The following is a 16,978-nucleotide window of genomic DNA, read 5'->3' on the forward strand; positions in this document are numbered from 1 at the left end:
AAAATGTATGACTCAACCATGTCAGTTCTGCGGCAGAATGATGAGAGAAATACGTCAGTTTGATGAACCGGCACCGACTTCACATCTGCAGTATCTGCAGGGCAAAAAACTGAAAGACAGTCGTTCTTAACATTAAGCCATAGCAGAGGGAGTAAAAACGCTATCTTTCTCTGTATAACTCAAACGATCATATAACCCCCAAAGGATGGAGGTGGCTGGGAAAGAGGATGAGCTGTTGTGAAAAAACTCATGCTGATACTGGTACTGAACCTTGTGCCACTATTCCTTCTGCTGTTGGCCTTCATGCCGGTGCACTGTTCAGTCAGCATAACGGACTGGCTCAACTGGCTGCATCAAGCTCCGCAAGTTTCCCTTCATACCCTTTGCTATTCGCCGCAACCCAGCCACAGTCACGTTAACAGGCTCTGACCTCCTCCTCTTTGCACAATTCTGAACTATTCTCTCAGTAGGAATCGCAAAAATGTCCGACTGAGCGAAACACTGTGCACCTGCGACTCACACATGACTCAGTCCCTTGATTCCTCGTTGAATAAAGGAATGTATATTTGGATACTTTGCTGGGAAACATTGGCTACTTGTCAGCCGCCACAGGTTTTCTGTTCATTTTTTTGCTGCTGCTGACAACCAGAGAAAAAAGCCTGCCTAAAAGGCTGCTCCAGCTGAACTGTCTCCTTGGCACAGTCTGGGCCATCATGTCCTTTATTCAAATCCGCGACCAGCTTTCCATTTTGCCTGTGCTGCTGACCGAGAGCTTACTGACGTTGGGCTGGTGCCTGCTGGTATCCAGCAGCTTAACCAATGCCGGGCAGGTGAAAGACATCTTCCGGGAAAAAGCCCCCCGCTGGCTTTGCCTGTTCATCGCCGCGACCCTACTGCTTGAACTGGCACGCTTTGCCTGGCCAGTATTTGGCCAGCGTACTTTCCTTTTTCTGCACTTATGTCAGGCGATCATCGGCCTGTGGTTTGTCGAACTGCGTTTTCGCCGGACCCAAAAAGACGATCGCTGGGCCGTCAAGCCGATTTGTCTGGGGCTGGGGGTCTATTTTGCTTACCACTTTGCTTTGTATGCGGATGCCTTTCTCACCAACATTCTGGCTTCCGGTTTCTGGCTCGGCAGAGGCTGGATAGCCCTGATGTCCCTGCCCTTCATCCTGCTGACAGCGCGGCGGATCAAGCACTGGCAAAGCCGGGTGTATGTCTCACGGGATATTATCTATCACAGCACGCTGTTACTCGTGGCGGCAGGGTATCTGCTGGTGATGGCGCTCGCCGGTTACTATATCAAATCTATGGGTGAAAGCTGGAGCGATACCGTTCAGATCCTGTTTTTTGCTTTAAGCGCGCTGGTACTGGCCAGCCTTTTTCTGTCAGATACCTTTCGCAAAAACATCATGGTCTTTATCACCAAACATTTCTTCGCCAATAAATACGAATACCGTGAAGAATGGATGCGTTTTGCCACGGCACTTGAACACCCGGAAGGCACACAATACGACACAGCGCTGCGTGCCATGCTGCATCCGTTTGGCTGTCACAGCGGTGTGTTAGCCACCCGGCAAGGCCCGCACATGAAAGTCCGGGCCTGCCACAATATTGACAGCCAGCATCCGGATATTCAGAGATTACTCAGCACAGCATCACTACCGGCCATTGAGCATCAGTGGATTGTGGATGTCGACGCAACCCGGCAAGGAAAGGAGCCCGCACCATTCCGGCTAGATATATCCGCGCTGTCCGCTGTGCAAGAGTTGTCTTATATCGTGCCATTGTCGAGCAGCAGTGGCACCCTGGGCGTGTGTCTGCTCTCCAGGCCCACCTCGACAGAAAAAGTGAACTGGGAAGATCGTGATTTAATGAAGGCGATCAGCCGCCAGTTGTCTGTGTATCTCAATGTGTTTGAAACCAATCAGAAACTCGCGGAAAGCCAGCAGTTCGATACCTTCAACCGCATGTCTGCTTTTCTGGTTCATGACCTGAAAAACGTGTTAGCGCAATTGCAATTGCTCAGTAAGAATGCAACCAAGCACAGGGATAACCCGGATTTTATCAGTGATGCCTTTGACACGGTCGATTCTGCCGCGCAACGGCTGACCAAAGTGCTGAACCAGCTCAACAACAAGCGGGTGGAAAGCCAGTCTGAACAAGACACCGACATTGAAGATCTGATCCGACAAGTCTGCGATACCCGCGCCGTCCGAATGCCTGCACCGCAATTCATCAGGCAGGCCAGCCTGCCGTTTACCCTGAAAACAGACAGAGAACGCTTCAGCAACATACTGTCTCATCTGGTTCAGAATGCACAGGAATCCACCGGTGAACACGGTTATGTGCATGTATCGACAGCACGGCAAGATGGCTATTACCAGATCATCATCGCTGATAACGGCAGCGGCATGAGCAGCGATTTTATCGAGCACAGATTATTCAAGCCCTTTGATACCACCAAAGGCAACGCAGGCATGGGGATTGGTGCCTATGACGCAAAAAACCTGATTGAGCAATTAGGCGGCTACATAGAGGTGGCATCAGCGCCAGGCAAAGGGACGACCTTCACGATTCATCTGCCTGTCACTGTGACAGCCTGATCCCCCGGGACAAAGCATTCGCCAGAAAGGAACGAAATATGGATACATTACTTGTCATTGAAGATGATCCGGGTATTCAAAAACAACTGAAATGGTGCTTCCCTCAGTACGAGGTCGTCATGGCTGATGACAGAAAATCTGCCATTACCGCGTTACGACGGTACGAGCCTAAAGTCGTGACATTAGATCTCGGTCTTCCACCTGATGAAGCCAATGCATCAGAAGGGCTGGCGATATTACAGGAAATTCTGGCGCTGGCACCTTACACAAAAATCATCGTGATCACCGGCAATGATGACAAAGCCAATGCGCTCAAAGCCATCGAACTGGGCGCGCACGATTTCTATCACAAACCAATTGATGATGACATTCTGGCCGTGATTATCGACCGGGCATTTGTGGTCGCCAAGCTGGAGTCGGAAAACCTCAATCTGCGCCAGTCCTCACTGGAAGCCAATGGTTTCATCGGAAACAGTCCGCAAATACAGCAAGTTTGCCGGATGATAGAACGCATCGCACCGACGGAGATCACCACCCTGATCCTGGGGGAAAGCGGTACAGGCAAAGAAGTGATCGCCCGTGCCATTCACGCCAAAGGGCCAAGAGCGGATAAACCTTTCATCGCCATCAACTGTGCCTCTATTCCGGAGCATCTGCTTGAAAGTGAGCTGTTTGGCTTTGAAAAAGGTGCGTTTACCGGCGCGCATAAAACCACGGCCGGCAAAATCGAATGTGCAGACGGTGGCACGCTGTTTCTTGATGAAATCGGCGACATGCCCTATCCGTTGCAAGCCAAAATACTCCGCTTCCTGCAAGAGAAAGTGATCGAACGTGTCGGTGGCCGCCATGAAATTCCGGTGGATGTCAAAATCATCTGCGCCACCCACCAGAATCTCGAACAAATGATGACAGATAAAACATTCCGGGAAGATTTGTTCTACCGCATCAGTGAAATTACCATTCATAACCCGCCACTGCGCGATCGTGATCAGGATATCCTCATCCTGGCCCGCTACTTTTTGCAGCAGGCCAATCAGCAATCACCGCGGAAAATCAGCGGCTTCACCGATGACGCTATACGCGCAATGCTGCAGCACAACTGGCCGGGGAATATCCGTGAACTGCAAAACAAGGTGAAATCGGCGGTGATCATGTCGGATAACAAATTCATCAGCTCGCTTGATTTAGCGCTTCAACCGATCGAAGACGACCTCGAACCCATGGCGTTCAATCTGCGTCAGGTCAGAGAAGCGGCTGAAAAACAGGCCATCGCAAAAGCGCTGTCACTCAGTAACGGGAATATGTCTCACACCGCCAATATCCTGGGGATCACGCGGCCAACCCTGTACTCGCTGATGGATAAGTATACGGTGAAGAATGAGTGAATGGGTTTGATGGGATGTCTGGGTATCGTGGTATATCTGGGTATCGTGGTATATCTGGGTATCGTGGTATATCTGGGTATCGTGGTATGTCGCGCTTGAGTTCAGTGACTCTCTCGCCATTGTCGGATGCGCGCCAGTGACTCTTTGCTGGCACAAATAGTCACCAGAAATGCCTTTTTGTTCTCTGGTGTGGGCCGGGTCGGTTGTAGGCGCTCCCGGCGCCGACAACCTAAAAATTCGTCCTGAATTTTTACCCTGGGGTTGTGTCTCCAATCTGCATTCTCAAGCCGTCATTTCCGCGACAGGCGGGAATCCACATAACGAGTGCAATTCTTAAGGCTGAGTAAGTATGTCGCGCTTGAGTTCGGTGACTCTCTCGCCATTGTCGGATGCGCGCCAGTGACTCTTTGCTGGCACAAACAGTCACCAGAAATGCCTTTTTGTTCTTTGGTGTGGGCCGGGTCGGTTGTAGGTGCTCCCGGGGCCAACAACCTAAAAATTCGTCCTGAATTTTTACCCTGGGTTGTGTCTCCAATCTGCATTCTCAAGCCGTCATTTCCGCGACAGGCGGGAATCCACATAACGAGTGCAATTTTTAAGGCTGAGTAAGTATGTCGCGCTTGAGTTCAGTGACTCTCTCGCCATTGTCGGACGCGCGCCAGTGACTCTTTGCTGGCACAAATAGTCACCAGAAATGCCTTTTTGTTCTTTGGTGTGGGCCGGGTCGGTTGTAGGCGCTCCCGGCGCCGACAACCTAAAAATACATCCCTGTATTTTTACCCTGGGGTTGTGTCTCCAATCTGCATTCTCAAGCCGTCATTCCCGGGACAGGCGGGAATCCATAAATTGAGCTGACACTATGTATGGTCCACCGATGCTGCTTATGGCAGGTGGTAGCGAGTACTTCGACCACCTGACTCTGACTTAACCAGACACCTCAGTTCAACCAATGTGGCTAAGTGCCGGGTGGCTGTTGGTTTGCTCACTTTCGCCACTTTATGGTACTGGCCAGCGCTGATTCCCTGCTCAAAGTCGCCATCCAGCATGCGGTTAAGTACTTTAACCTGCTCTGATGTGAGACTGGTCTGGTCAACTTTCCGCCAGAAATTTGTCTTATATATGGTTTGATCGATTTCTTTGAGCACCAGTGAGAAGGTTTCATCCAGGATATTGAAAAACCACTGTAACCAGGGGGTAATGTCCAGTTCACCTTTCTGGGTTTGCTCTAATATTTCGTAATAACTGCCTCGATGAGCAAGAATTGCCACAGACATCGCATAAAAACGCACTGACTGCTGTTCCGCCTGAGCCAGTGCTAAATCTGTCAGTAATCGGGTGATACGACCATTCCCGTCATCTAGCGGGTGCAGTGTAACAAACCATAAATGCGTAATTGCCGCTCTTAATAAGGGATCAAGGGAAGGATCGGCTTTGGACACATTGAACCACTCAATAAACTGAGCAAGCTCCCCTTCCAGTACTTCCCTGCCGGGCGCTTCAAAGTGAACCACCGGGCGATCAATCCTGCCGGAAACAACCTGCATCGGCGCCTCTCCCCTGAGCCGGCCACCAATCACAGGGTTGAACATCGTATAACCTTCGGGAAACAGTCTGTCGTGCCAATGTAAGATGCGCGCCAGCGTGAGCGGAGCGTCTGCATTCTCGACGGCATCGAGCATGATTTCAGCAAATCCGTCAGACTGCTCTGTGGTCGGAAATGGCCTTTCCTCACGAATACCCAGCCTATTAGCTAACGATGAGCGAACAGAGAACGCATTGAGTTTCTCCCCTTCTATCGCGCTGGAATGAAGGATATTGGCTAACAGCGTATCAAGCAGAGTTTGAGTGCTGTCTTGCGACTGACTCATCATCTTGCCCAATAAAATCCCCTGATTCAGGCGAACTTCTCTGAGACGCGGTTCGATAACGCTTTTATCCCACGTAAAATTCGGCCAGCCGGGTTGTTGCCATATCCACATCTGTCGCTCCATGATGCAATAAAACACCTTATTCGAATCAAATTATGATTCATTAAAGAGGGTTAATCAAATCACAGAGTGATTCGAATGAGATGTGTAATCACGTCATTGTGCTTGGTGGTTATGTATGGGTTTCGTAATATGTCTGAGTTTAATGGTATGTCGCGCTTGAGTTCAGTGGCTAACTTGGCACCGTCTGATGCGCGCCAGTGACTCTTTGCTGGCACAAACAGTCACCAGAAATGCCTTTGTTTCTCTGGTGATGTCCGTCAGGTTGTAGGCGCTCCCGGCGCGGACAACCTAAAAACTCGTCCTGAATTTTTACCCTACAACTGTTGGGGGCAAGTAAATCGTAAATTCATTTATCGGTTCAATTAAAACACTGTACGGAGCCTGTTGCTCTGATTCGTGAACGATACCGAGATCAGACAGAAGCTTAAATTTTGCTGACAGTAACTTAGCTGGTTTAACGTCCAACTGTTTATGCCATACGCGATATGTACCTGGTTTCTTGTCTCTTCGATAATAAAACCCTGCCAGAGGGTGCGTCAGATAAACTAATGCAGATTCGGTATCCGGGAATCCCGGAAAGTCAAATGAATCAGATTCTGATTGAACTAAATCAACAGATGCTTCGGCCCAACTCGACTGTGTATCCATATGGTATTTATCGTACAAACCAGTCGCTTCATTGAAAGTGCAATCGAAGCTAATTTTTCCTGAATGCCAGGGAAGACTCCATAAATATTTTGGCACAGTTAGTGTCCAGGAATCTAAAACTGTACCCAGGAACCAGACGCAACGTTCACCCGTTTTGCTATCGATGATGTATATTCGATAGTTTGTTTGCCCCATGGTAAATTTTGGAAACGGGAAAACAGCCGAAGTAAAATCAACATCAATAAATGGAACGACTGATATTAACCCCATTTTTTTACCGTTAATGTCGACAGTATCCAATTGGAACCTTTCAGGTAAAATCCCTTGGAAACGCTCAGCCGGAACAGCATAAGTAATAATCGCAAAATGCTTCAAGCCACAATGTATATCTATACCCTTTGGCTTTGGTCTATCGGTTAAGTAATCTTTTAGCTTTCGCTTTTCTTGCACGATAATTCCTTGAAATTTATAGAATAATATGGAACCCCATATCAGGCTTTTCCACACTTGATACCAGCACCAGAGTTAAATTACCGGAGTTTACCATGCCACAATTTCACTATGTCATTGATGTAGCCAAACATAGTTACAGTATCTACGGTGAGGATCATCAAGGCAAGATGGATAACTGTCATGAATCTTGGAACCACTTTTAAAATATCATCTCAGGCGAATGTATGTCGCGCTTGAGTTCGGTGTTTGTCTCGCACGACTTGATACGCGCCGGACACCGGCTTGGTGATGCTGGCGAATTTTTAAGAGCAAAAAATGACAGCTTTGATGTCCGATAACTTTAACTTGTTACGTAGTGAAATAAAAAGCTCAATTTCGATAGCTTTTCATATATTATGACCTCTGCGTGCGATGTTAAAAATAAAAAAATTAAGCTCATCAACGCACCACCAATTATACCTACCGAAACAAACCAACTCGCCCACAGAATAAATAGAGCAAACCAATCCACAGAACCATCACAGTGAAACTCACAATGAGGATTGTGTTGCCAACCTAAGTAGCACATTGTAAAGCCAATCAATAATCCAATAACTGCGCTAATTTTAAAACTCGTTACCATCATCTTCCTGTTGCCCTGATGCATAACGCCACCAGCAATGACCAAGTCAAAGCGCGGTGCTTTATGTCTCCACCTTAATCGCTTACAGGGTAGTTATTTCTGCTGAACATAAATCAGTTGTTTTGTGTCAAATCCCCGCTCAGACGACATTTGAATGAATTTTTCCATCACCGCCGGTTCAACTGATGGCGTTCGAGAAAGTAGCCATAGATAGTCAGTATTCGGGCCAGACACAAAGGCGTAACTGTAATTTTTACGATCCAATTCAAACACAACGTAAGAACCGTAAAATGGACCAAAAAATGAGACTTTGAGATAACCATCTGTTGGGCTGTTCACAAAGTAAGCTTTGCCTTCCGCCTCTTTCCACTCGTTATCAGCTTCAGAGTAACCCCGATTGATCACCGAAACACCGCCATCTTCACGCATACTGTACTCAGCCGTGACCTGACTCAGGCCTCTTTCGAACGAATGGTCAAGGCGGGCCACCTCATACCATTTACCCAGATAATTATTCAGTTCAAACCCCGACACAGGTTTTACTGATTCAGGCATACCCATGCAGCCACTAAGCAAGGCTGCACATATCATCAACAAGGTTACTCTCAAAATGCCTCCGAATACTTAGATGAATGACAAAGGGCTTGTCTTCAGGCTTTACCACATTGGGTCATGTTTGATCCCGTAATAACCGCAGGCTGCCCCACATTCTGATTTATGTATTCATTTAGTCAAACACAGCTTCAGTATCTACGGAGAGGATCATCAAGGCAAGGTAGAGATCCACAGAACCACTTGAAAAGGGCATCAATTCAGGCGGATATATGTCGCGCTTGAGTCCGGTATTTTCACCGGCACAGTTTGAGGCGCGCCAGTGACTCTTTGCTGGCATAAACAGTCACCAGAAATGCCTTTTGTTCTTTGGTGTTGTCCAGGTCGGTTGTAGGCGCATTACACCCATCCTCTCAGCCAGGCAGCGATGAATGGCGCAAAGAAGGTTGTTGCAAGAACAACAGGCCAGATATTGCCATCCTTGAATGTGTAGGCCTTGAGCAACTCGGACAACGATTTGCCTTGCCAAAGCCCGAACGAAAACTCAAAAACGAGTGTAAGAACAAGCCAGCCCGCTCCGACAGCACAGAGCACGAGAGGCCGGCTGATATGCAGCCATGGCAGAGAAAAGTACGCCACGCCGATGATGAAAGCTGAGAGCAGTATACCGCTAAGCACGAGCGCGACTGGCGTGCCGAACCTGGGTACAAGTACCGATTCACGCAGCACGCCATTGGCAACAGCCAGAACGAGGATAACAATCCAAATAACCAGCGCCTTGAAAGCGACTAACATCAGCATTGCCTGCTCCCATCGTGCCTAACAAATGACATGGCGCCCTTCAGACTTCACCAATTTTGTATGTCTGATTTCATGCTAACCAGAGGCCACCATGCCACAAATTGTCTATGGCATCGATTTAGCCAAACACGCGTAATACTTTTTATGGCCATGATGTCAGCAATACTGTGCAGCCTGATGCTATCGCCATGGAACATCTAAATCCCGAACAGAATCCGGATGTACTCACTTCCTTAAGGCCCGTAACATCCATGATGTTTTTTCATGTATCCGCATGCGGTCTGAAACTAACGCTGCCGTTGATTCATCGTCTGCAGACTGCGCCAACTTTAAGACCTCTCGAGAGGTTTTCACAACCTGTTCATGTCCTTTGGTTAACAGGTCCACCATTTCTTCTGAACTCGGCACGCCTTCCACTTCCTTGATTGAGCTGAGTCTCGAAAACTCTTTGTAAGTGCCCGGAGCAGGTACATCCAAGGTTCGAATACGCTCTGCGATATCATCTACAGCAGTTGCCAATTCGGTGTAATGTTCTTCAAACATCAGATGTAATTCGCGGAACTGAGGTCCGGTCACATTCCAGTGAAAATTATGTGTCTGTAAATACAAGGTATATGAGTCAGCCAAAAGGTGTTTTAGTCCTTCCGCGATTTTCTGTCTATCTTCAGTCTTGATTCCAATATCAATGCTAGTCATCCAGTTTTCCTCGCTTGATGTCAAAATTCGTCTATGACATTGATTTAGCCAAACATAACTTTAGTACCCACGGCGAGGATCACCAAGGTGAGGGGGTGATCTACAGGACCACTTTGAAGGACATCATCTCTTTCGGGTCGGTTGCAGGCGCTCCCGGCGCCGACAAACGGGAATCCATACAACGAGTGCGATTTTTAATGGCTGGGTCAGTATGTCGCGCTTGAGTTCGGTGTTTTTCTCAGCACCGTAGGATGCGCGCCAGTGACTCTTTGCTGGCACAAACAGTAACCAGAAATGCCTTTTGTCCTCTGGTGTTGTCCGGGCCGGTCGTAGGCGCTCCCGGCGCCGACAACCTAAAAATACATCCATGTATTTTTACCCTGGGATTGTGAATATAAACAAGCAGCTGCGTTGGTCGGCGTATCGCCTATGAACTGGGAAAGTGGACGATATTAAGGACATCGAAAAATACAGGGCGTCCGGGCTCAAGTCAGAACTGTTCTGTACATGGCTATGATGTCCGCTATGCAGTGTAACCCTGTTTTTAAACGCACCTATCAACGACTTCTGGCAGAAGGAAAACCCAAAAAAGTGGCGATTATCGCCTGTGTCAGGAAGATGGTTATCATCCTCAATTCTATGTTACGCGATGGCGTCTTATGGAATAAAAAATCAGCATGATTTTAACGATTGACGACATAGTCGTTTGTTATGTTTACTGAATACGATGTACTTTTGTAGATGTGCCAGCTACCTGCATCACGTAACCTGAACCCGAATTGAAAATGACGACACTTGGCATGTGTGAATATTTGTACGTGTATTTATACGCAGATTGTTGCCAAACTTGCCCGTTTGTAAGTTGATAAGATGTTTCACCTTCCCAACCATTAAAATCACCATTAATCCGGCTTTCAATCACATCTGAAATTTGAGCAACGGGAACAATTTCATTTTGTCCGACGACTTGAAGATAATAGACACCATGTCGGCGTAAAATCTGAACTTCAGGACAAAATGCATAGTAATACCAATATTTATACTGACTTTGAACCCAGTACGTTCCATTGTTTAACTTAAACAAAACCTCATCGTCAAAACCTTCAAAATCACCATCAATTTTCGCTCTACAAACAACTTCAAAATCATTCATTGATCATCTCCTTATGAAACATAACGCCGCGTTAAGTAGTGAGCAACGCCAACCACCTAGCCTAAACATTTACACCGTAAACACTTAACCCAACTTAGAATGCAAAACGCCAAGCGTTGGGAATCTGCCTTAAACGTCTTGTATGGATAATAAACCCGGCTTAAGGGTAAAGTGAGACCCAGGCTTTCGCTGCAACGAAAGCTTTCTATGTGGTAGTTCGGTTGAACGCTGGCTCCTCTATTGAGAGACCGATAACAAACATGAACACCACATAGGACTCCAAGCACCACACTCGAATAGCCGACTGGGTCTCGAACCCGCATTTCGCAATGCAGAGTTAGCTTATTATGAATACGTCAACACTTCAAAATGTAAATATCGGCGTCGATACCGGAAAATCTCAACTCGATATCTACGTACGACCACTCGGTATCTTTTTCTCCGTTTCTAACGACGAGAAAGGCATCAAACAAGCCATCAAAACCATTCAACAACATTCGCCACAACGCATCGCTGTAGAGGCCACCGGTCGCTTAGAAATGCCTTTTATTTTGGCCTGCGTCGAGGCCGGTCTGCCTTACGTGATTGCCAATCCCATTCACGTAAAACGCTTTGCCGGGGCCATTGGACAACGCGCCAAAACAGACAAGCTCGATGCCAAACTCATCGCCCACTATGCTGAAGCAATCAAACCCACACTAACCCAACTCAAGCCAGAGAGTATGCGGCTGATGGCGGACTTAGTCATACGCAGGAATCAGTTACTTTCCATGCAAACCATTGAAAAGAACCGGCGCCAAATCATGCCCAAACAGCTGACGATGACCATCAAGCCCATCTTGACAGCATTCAAAAATCAGATCGAGAAAATAGAAAAAAAGCTTATTCAACTGATCGAAAGCTGCCCTGAATATCAAGCTAAAAATAACATTTTACAAAGCATGCCGGGGATCGGAAAAATCGCCGCAGCTTCTATTATCAGTAACCTTCCCGAACTTGGTTATATCACCAATAAACAGGCAGCTGCGCTCGTAGGTGTTGCCCCCATGAACCGTGAAAGTGGACGTATAAAGGACTTCGAAAAAAACAGGGCGGCCGGGCTCAAGTCAGAACTGTTCTGTACATGGCTATGATGTCCGCTATGCAGTGTAACCCTGCTTTTAAACGCACCTATCAACGACTTCTGGCTGAAGGAAAACCCAAAAAAGTGGCGATTATCGCCTGTGTCAGGAAGATGGTTATCATCCTCAATTCTATGTTACGCGATGGCGTCTTCTGGAATGAAAAATCAGCATGATTTTAACGATTGACGCCATAGTCGTTTGTTAGGCGATTACTCACCCTCAGATGAAAACTGAATAAATACCAATGATTCAGAGAGATACTCAAACCTTTTCTCTTTGGCATTTTCTTCCACAGGTTCATTGAGCCAGTCAATCAATTTTTCCTGATTATCTCGAAACCCTTCTGAACCAAGCTTTTGTTTAACGTCAGTAATTAGTTCATCGACACTAATACTTTTTCCTTCTACCGGTTCACTACACCAAATAGGGGTAGAGTTTTGCTGGTCAAAATATATAAAGTGTCGATCATTATCAGTGTACATTGACGGACAACTCTTTAGATCAGCAAGCCTTAATGTTTTTAAGTCAGGAGCAGCATACAGTTCATGTTGTTCAAACAACATAGGACAGGCATAGTAAACGAAGGAGCCTGCATTATTTTGATTGAGACTGTATAAAAGCTCATGCTGTGAAAAGCCTGTATTCATGTTTTTTTGAGTATCAAGTTTTACTCTGTAGTGAGGTGAGGATTTAACCGTAGATGGCGTCCACTTAGATTTCCTTCTACACTCCTGAACCACCTTAAACTGAAAAAACATCCCGAGGAAGAAATTGTTTAGGCTATATCCGTTATTCAGTGCACTATCCTTTAGCTGTTTAAACAAGCTATCCGGAGATAAACTTGATTGTACAAATGCCTGATCAAAACCGACAAAACACTCACGTGAAGTGGAGTACTTATAGAAGTTAAACTTACCTTTCCCTAGTCCTAGATTTGATTTAAATTGCTCCAAGATTGCATTGTGATAATGCATCTCTAGGACCGTTTCCGTAATACTCATTTCGCTCCTCATAAATTAATGATATCAACTATCGCCTAACGCCCTGTTAAGGTGTGAACAACGCAATGCCGAAGCTCCCGTATACCACCTTAATCACTTAAACCAACGCATAGTAAAAATGCTACGCGTTGCGAATCACTCTTAAACAGATTGTTATAACTAAGTCAGCGCGTGTAGATACTTGGTAGCATTACGAGTAATCCTATAAGACATACCACCATAATGTTCTTTCTTAGATGATATCAGACCTAACGATAACAACTGCTCTATATCATCTTTAATAAACATTATGTCTAAATTCTCAATCCACCTAAGTTCGGATTGAGTAAAACCTGAACCAGGTAAACGAGTTAAAAATATTGAATACATTTCATCATCTGATAAACCATATCGAGTTTGACCAAAACAAGGTACCTCAGCGAGTATGTATGATGATTGGTTATTCATCGATTTCAGTAAAGAAACGGCTTGGTCAGAAAGTTCTTCATTTTTTCTTAGAGCTTGACCAAGTTCTTTAAAACCGGTCATTCTAGATGTTAGCTTAGATAAAGCATCATCGATCGATGAAAGCTTCAACATTAATTCGTCATGATTTTGTCCCAATAAAGATTTAATGCTCAGACTTAATAGATGGTTTTCTTCTAGTTCAGTTCGAATATCTTTATGCCTCTTATCTTCTAACCACTGAATAAAATCTCTATATTCGTCATCAGTTGTAGCTCTTCGTTCGGACTTAAAGTTACAAATTAAGCCGATAATAGTCGCTAACGACCCAAAAATTTCCACTATAAACTCCTTAGTTATAACGCCCTGTTAAGGTGTGAGCAACGCAATACCGAAGCTCCTGCATACCACCTTAAACACCAAACGCAACGCATAGTGAAAATATCAAGCGTTGCGAATCACTCTTAAACAGATTGTTAGGTTTGTTCTACAAATATTCCATTGCTTGCTGCTTAAATGTATCGATGATCACATTATGAAGAGCCAACGTGCTGCGTTTTTGTTGTTCATAAAATTTTAGGTCATCCCCCTCAATACCATCAAAAGTTACATGTTCGTTGTAAAGATCCCTTTGGAGATCAGCAATACAACATGATATTTCAGCGGATAGGTAATTATTACTAAACACTCTATTTGGAGAGAAGAACCGTTGATAGTTAGGGCTAAATTCAGAAAATGACTCGAATTGTGAAGAAAGAAAGGCAGGACCTTTATACTGTTCATGGTTAAACAACTTCCTGCAATACTCACTAGAAAACTCGTTATCGCTACTCTCAGGCGCACGAACCTCTACACGCATTATTGGTTGGTATACACCTGTAGAAGTTTGAGGAAAATACTTCGTCATTAGGTCAGGCTCTATAATTCGTTCTGACCCGCGCTCAAAATTTATGAAGTGACCGTCTTTACCCACAACAGCAGTCTTATTCTTAATTACAGGTAAGCCGAACGCCTTATGAAGTAACATATCTGTAGATATGCTAATAAAGAACATCCCCTCTATACGAAGACCAAACACCGATGGCATAGAATCAAATAACGGAGTATCAACACCAAGAATGGTTAAACCCGGAATGGGATCAGCACTTTTATAGAGGAAAAGGCAACGGTCTTTTTGTCCTACTCTTTGATTTATGTAGAAAGACGGCTCTATGCCTCTCCAGTTTTTATTCAGGTAAAATGATGCCAGCCATAGCCCCGTTCGCACTTTATCGAACCAGTCTAAAAGTAAGTCCGTTTCTGATAAGTTAATAGGAAAACCAGCTTCTATTCTTTGAATAATAGGTTTAACTTCACGCTCCATAACTCCATATTGGTCGTTACACGATTTACACGCAGGAAACGTGTAAGAAGAGAAGTTGTACTTACGAACTTCGAGCTCTTTTGAATTCCAATTACGCCCAAGAGATACCTCACGATTTGGATCTCCGGTCATTGAAAGTAGCCACTTGGGTAGAATGTGTTCTTTGTTCTTATTTGATGGTTTTTGACCACAAAAGATACAAAACTTGTTATTTTTGCTCAATTTACCTTTTACCTCTAAAAACCTAACGCCCTGTTAAGGTGTGAGCAACGCAATACCGATGCAGCCGCATACCACCTTAAACACAAAACGAAACACATAGCAAAAATGCCAAGCGTTGCGAATCACTCTTAAACAGATTGTTATATCACCAAGCCTCAGGGTTCTCACAACGAGGGCAAACGTTGACTAAATTTTCATCCCAATACGACATCTCTTCATTAGCCCAAGGTAAGCCACAAACGTCACAGTCTACTTCAATTTGCCCTGACTCTTGATTCCCGCAGAATGTACATTTATAACCTGTAGGCGATTCACTATCAGGGATAATTGTTTCATTATGACACTCTTCACAATAGTACTCATTCCACTCAATAAACATTTGATGCTTAGGTCGAGTGCCTCTGAATAATGCATCCTTTGCTTCATGCACATCCATATGCGCTTCTGCTAAGGCGTGCTCATATTCGTCAGCCAATACCTTAAAAGTGTCGTAACAATGCTTTCCGACTTCCTTTTCTAAGTTGAATAACGAAAACACGTCTGCAAATTCATCTAACCCTCGAACTAATCGACCAATGCACAAGCGAACTTCCTTTACCGTGAATTCAAACTGAAAGTGTTCAATGGCATTACGAATCCCTTTCATCCAGTCAATATCATCAATAAAGTTTTGATCAACAAAATGGTTACCGGTGATTGAACAAGTTTCGTGTTTGGCGATAGCCAACACATCACTTACGTTAACAGTAAATGGATTGTCGTGACCAGCCACTACAGCTTCGAAATCAAAGTCTTCTTTTTCTAACTCATAGTACGCTGCCAAAAGATCTATTTTCTTTTCTGATGCTCGTTGTTTTACTTTTTTATAGCACTTAGAAAAAACCAAGTTTTCATCAAGGCTTTGTAAATACATTTTTAAAACAAGTTCAATCGCATGGGACAAGTGCAGGATTGTAAATTTATAACCCTTGTCATCACCATTTTGAGCACTCTCTAGCTTAGCCAGTGCTTCGTTAAAACTATCTATTGCGTTCGATTTTATATCTAATTTTATTCTCATTATTGCCCCTAACCTGCTGAGTTCCCTGGTGATATAACATTTTATTCAACGACATGGTGTCACATAACTCTGTCGTGTAACTAATTCAGGAAAAACCTAACTAATCACTTGATTTCATTCAATTAAACACACGTATCATATAAATCCGTCAGTAAGATATACGACACCATGTCGTGTATCTTACTCAATCGCCTGATGCTACCCAATTGATATTATTTGCTTTTTTGTATTTCATGACTTAACGCAAAAATCAGCGACACATAAGCTAATGAGAGAAGCGACATCGATCACTTACCGAACACAAAGAAGTCACAGAACCCAATGCTCGACAAACCCACCCAGCCAGCCAACAAGAACGAACGCGCTTTATGGATTCCCGCCTGTCGCGGGAATGACGGTTTGGTAATGTGTATTGATGGTACAAAATCAGGGAAAAATTCAGGAAGAATTTTTAGGTTGTCGGCGCCGGGAGCGCCTACAACCGTCCCGGCCCACACCAAAGAACAAAAAGGCATTTCTGGGTACTCTTTTTGCCTCAAAAGAGTACCTGGCGCGTATCAACCCATGTCAAATAAGCCACAGAACCCAATGCGCGACATACCCACCAAGCCACAAGTGACACTAGCGATTAGCATCAGCATCAGCATCAGCATCAGCATCAGCATCAGCAGAAATGCTGGCAAGCACCACCTCAGGGGAAAAATTCAGGACGAATTTTAGGTTGTCGGCGCCGGGAGCGCCTACAACCGCCCCGGACCACACCAAAGAACAACAAGGCATTTCTGGGTACTCTTTTTGCCTCAAAAGAGTACCTGGCGCGCATCAACCAATGTCAAATGAGTCACGAAACCCAATGC

14 protein-coding genes and 2 pseudogenes are annotated in these 16,978 nt (G+C 45.2%); 5 read left to right on the forward strand and 11 right to left on the reverse strand.

The features are described 5' to 3' along the window. The first annotated feature begins 7 nt into the window (after positions 1-7). The 3 genes from LN341_RS21835 to prsR all read left to right on the forward strand — a co-directional run bounded on the left by LN341_RS21835 (position 8) and on the right by prsR (position 3,991). Positions 8-130: a hypothetical protein gene (locus tag LN341_RS21835; protein WP_255783141.1), complete on the forward strand. Its 123-nt coding sequence runs from the start codon at positions 8-10 to the stop codon at positions 128-130. A gap of 436 nt (positions 131-566) precedes the next feature. Then, the gene (gene prsK, locus LN341_RS21345; protein ID WP_046221449.1) at positions 567-2,606 is read left to right on the forward strand and encodes an XrtA/PEP-CTERM system histidine kinase PrsK; all 2,040 of its coding nucleotides are present in this window, start codon (positions 567-569) and stop codon (positions 2,604-2,606) included. A gap of 38 nt (positions 2,607-2,644) precedes the next feature. Then, positions 2,645-3,991: a PEP-CTERM-box response regulator transcription factor gene (gene prsR / locus LN341_RS21350; protein WP_046221450.1), complete on the forward strand. Its 1,347-nt coding sequence runs from the start codon at positions 2,645-2,647 to the stop codon at positions 3,989-3,991. Positions 3,992-4,872: 881 nt separating this feature from the next. On the opposite strand, the gene LN341_RS21355 is transcribed toward prsR, so the two are convergent. The 5 genes from LN341_RS21355 to LN341_RS21375 all read right to left on the reverse strand — a co-directional run bounded on the left by LN341_RS21355 (position 4,873) and on the right by LN341_RS21375 (position 9,754). Further along, positions 4,873-5,970 carry a Fic family protein gene (locus LN341_RS21355; protein ID WP_234205747.1) on the reverse strand — a complete coding sequence of 366 codons (1,098 nt, stop codon included), beginning with the start codon at positions 5,968-5,970 and terminating at the stop codon, positions 4,873-4,875. Between the two features lie 321 nt (positions 5,971-6,291). Then, positions 6,292-7,080 (reverse strand): DUF2071 domain-containing protein, encoded by a 789-nt coding sequence (locus LN341_RS21360; RefSeq protein ID WP_234205749.1) that lies wholly within the window; start codon positions 7,078-7,080, stop codon positions 6,292-6,294. Positions 7,081-7,798: 718 nt separating this feature from the next. Next, a complete protein-coding gene (locus tag LN341_RS21365; RefSeq protein WP_370643794.1) occupies positions 7,799-8,296 on the reverse strand; it encodes a lipocalin family protein in 498 nt (165 codons plus the stop codon). 360 nt (positions 8,297-8,656) lie between these two features. Continuing rightward, positions 8,657-9,058 (reverse strand): hypothetical protein, encoded by a 402-nt coding sequence (locus LN341_RS21370; protein ID WP_052730038.1) that lies wholly within the window; start codon positions 9,056-9,058, stop codon positions 8,657-8,659. 225 nt (positions 9,059-9,283) lie between these two features. Next, the gene (locus LN341_RS21375; RefSeq protein ID WP_234205751.1) at positions 9,284-9,754 is read right to left on the reverse strand and encodes a Dps family protein; all 471 of its coding nucleotides are present in this window, start codon (positions 9,752-9,754) and stop codon (positions 9,284-9,286) included. A 396-nt stretch (positions 9,755-10,150) separates the two neighbouring features. Here LN341_RS21375 and LN341_RS21380 point away from each other — a divergent pair. Beyond that, positions 10,151-10,435, forward strand: a pseudogene (locus tag LN341_RS21380) (transposase); the annotation flags it as partial. Between the two features lie 34 nt (positions 10,436-10,469). Here LN341_RS21380 and LN341_RS21385 read toward each other — a convergent pair. Then, positions 10,470-10,907 (reverse strand): hypothetical protein, encoded by a 438-nt coding sequence (locus LN341_RS21385; protein ID WP_234205753.1) that lies wholly within the window; start codon positions 10,905-10,907, stop codon positions 10,470-10,472. Positions 10,908-11,254: 347 nt separating this feature from the next. Between LN341_RS21385 and LN341_RS21390 the strand changes: the two are divergent. Next, a pseudogene (locus LN341_RS21390) lies at positions 11,255-12,204 on the forward strand (IS110 family transposase). Between the two features lie 36 nt (positions 12,205-12,240). Here LN341_RS21390 and LN341_RS21395 read toward each other — a convergent pair. From LN341_RS21395 to LN341_RS21840, 5 genes are all read right to left on the reverse strand, one after another. Then, on the reverse strand, positions 12,241-13,032 hold the full coding sequence (locus tag LN341_RS21395) for a hypothetical protein (protein WP_234205755.1): 792 nt from the start codon (positions 13,030-13,032) through the stop codon (positions 12,241-12,243). Positions 13,033-13,191: 159 nt separating this feature from the next. Then, positions 13,192-13,818: a hypothetical protein gene (locus LN341_RS21400; RefSeq protein WP_234205757.1), complete on the reverse strand. Its 627-nt coding sequence runs from the start codon at positions 13,816-13,818 to the stop codon at positions 13,192-13,194. 145 nt (positions 13,819-13,963) lie between these two features. Next, complete coding sequence (locus LN341_RS21410; RefSeq protein WP_234205759.1) at positions 13,964-15,061, reverse strand: hypothetical protein; 1,098 nt, start codon at positions 15,059-15,061, stop codon at positions 13,964-13,966. A 145-nt stretch (positions 15,062-15,206) separates the two neighbouring features. After that, positions 15,207-16,121, reverse strand: coding sequence for a hypothetical protein (locus LN341_RS21420; RefSeq protein WP_234205762.1), 915 nt, complete (start codon positions 16,119-16,121; stop codon positions 15,207-15,209). A 557-nt stretch (positions 16,122-16,678) separates the two neighbouring features. After that, positions 16,679-16,804: a hypothetical protein gene (locus LN341_RS21840; RefSeq protein WP_255783142.1), complete on the reverse strand. Its 126-nt coding sequence runs from the start codon at positions 16,802-16,804 to the stop codon at positions 16,679-16,681. Between the last annotated feature and the right edge of the window lie 174 nt (positions 16,805-16,978).

The organism is Photobacterium sp. TLY01 (genome assembly GCF_021432065.1).
Classification (GTDB): Bacteria; Pseudomonadota; Gammaproteobacteria; order Enterobacterales; family Vibrionaceae; genus Photobacterium; species Photobacterium halotolerans_A.

Coding starts and splice junctions, on each gene's coding strand:
- prsR (WP_046221450.1), top strand. CDS start 2,645: ATGGATACATTACTTGTCATTGAAGATGATCCGGGTATTCAAAAACAA.
- LN341_RS21385 (WP_234205753.1), bottom strand. CDS start 10,907: ATGAATGATTTTGAAGTTGTTTGTAGAGCGAAAATTGATGGTGATTTT.
- LN341_RS21420 (WP_234205762.1), bottom strand. CDS start 16,121: ATGAGAATAAAATTAGATATAAAATCGAACGCAATAGATAGTTTTAAC.
- LN341_RS21375 (WP_234205751.1), bottom strand. CDS start 9,754: ATGACTAGCATTGATATTGGAATCAAGACTGAAGATAGACAGAAAATC.
- LN341_RS21355 (WP_234205747.1), bottom strand. CDS start 5,970: ATGTGGATATGGCAACAACCCGGCTGGCCGAATTTTACGTGGGATAAA.
- LN341_RS21370 (WP_052730038.1), bottom strand. CDS start 9,058: ATGCTGATGTTAGTCGCTTTCAAGGCGCTGGTTATTTGGATTGTTATC.
- LN341_RS21835 (WP_255783141.1), top strand. CDS start 8: ATGACTCAACCATGTCAGTTCTGCGGCAGAATGATGAGAGAAATACGT.
- LN341_RS21365 (WP_370643794.1), bottom strand. CDS start 8,296: ATGATATGTGCAGCCTTGCTTAGTGGCTGCATGGGTATGCCTGAATCA.
- LN341_RS21395 (WP_234205755.1), bottom strand. CDS start 13,032: ATGAGTATTACGGAAACGGTCCTAGAGATGCATTATCACAATGCAATC.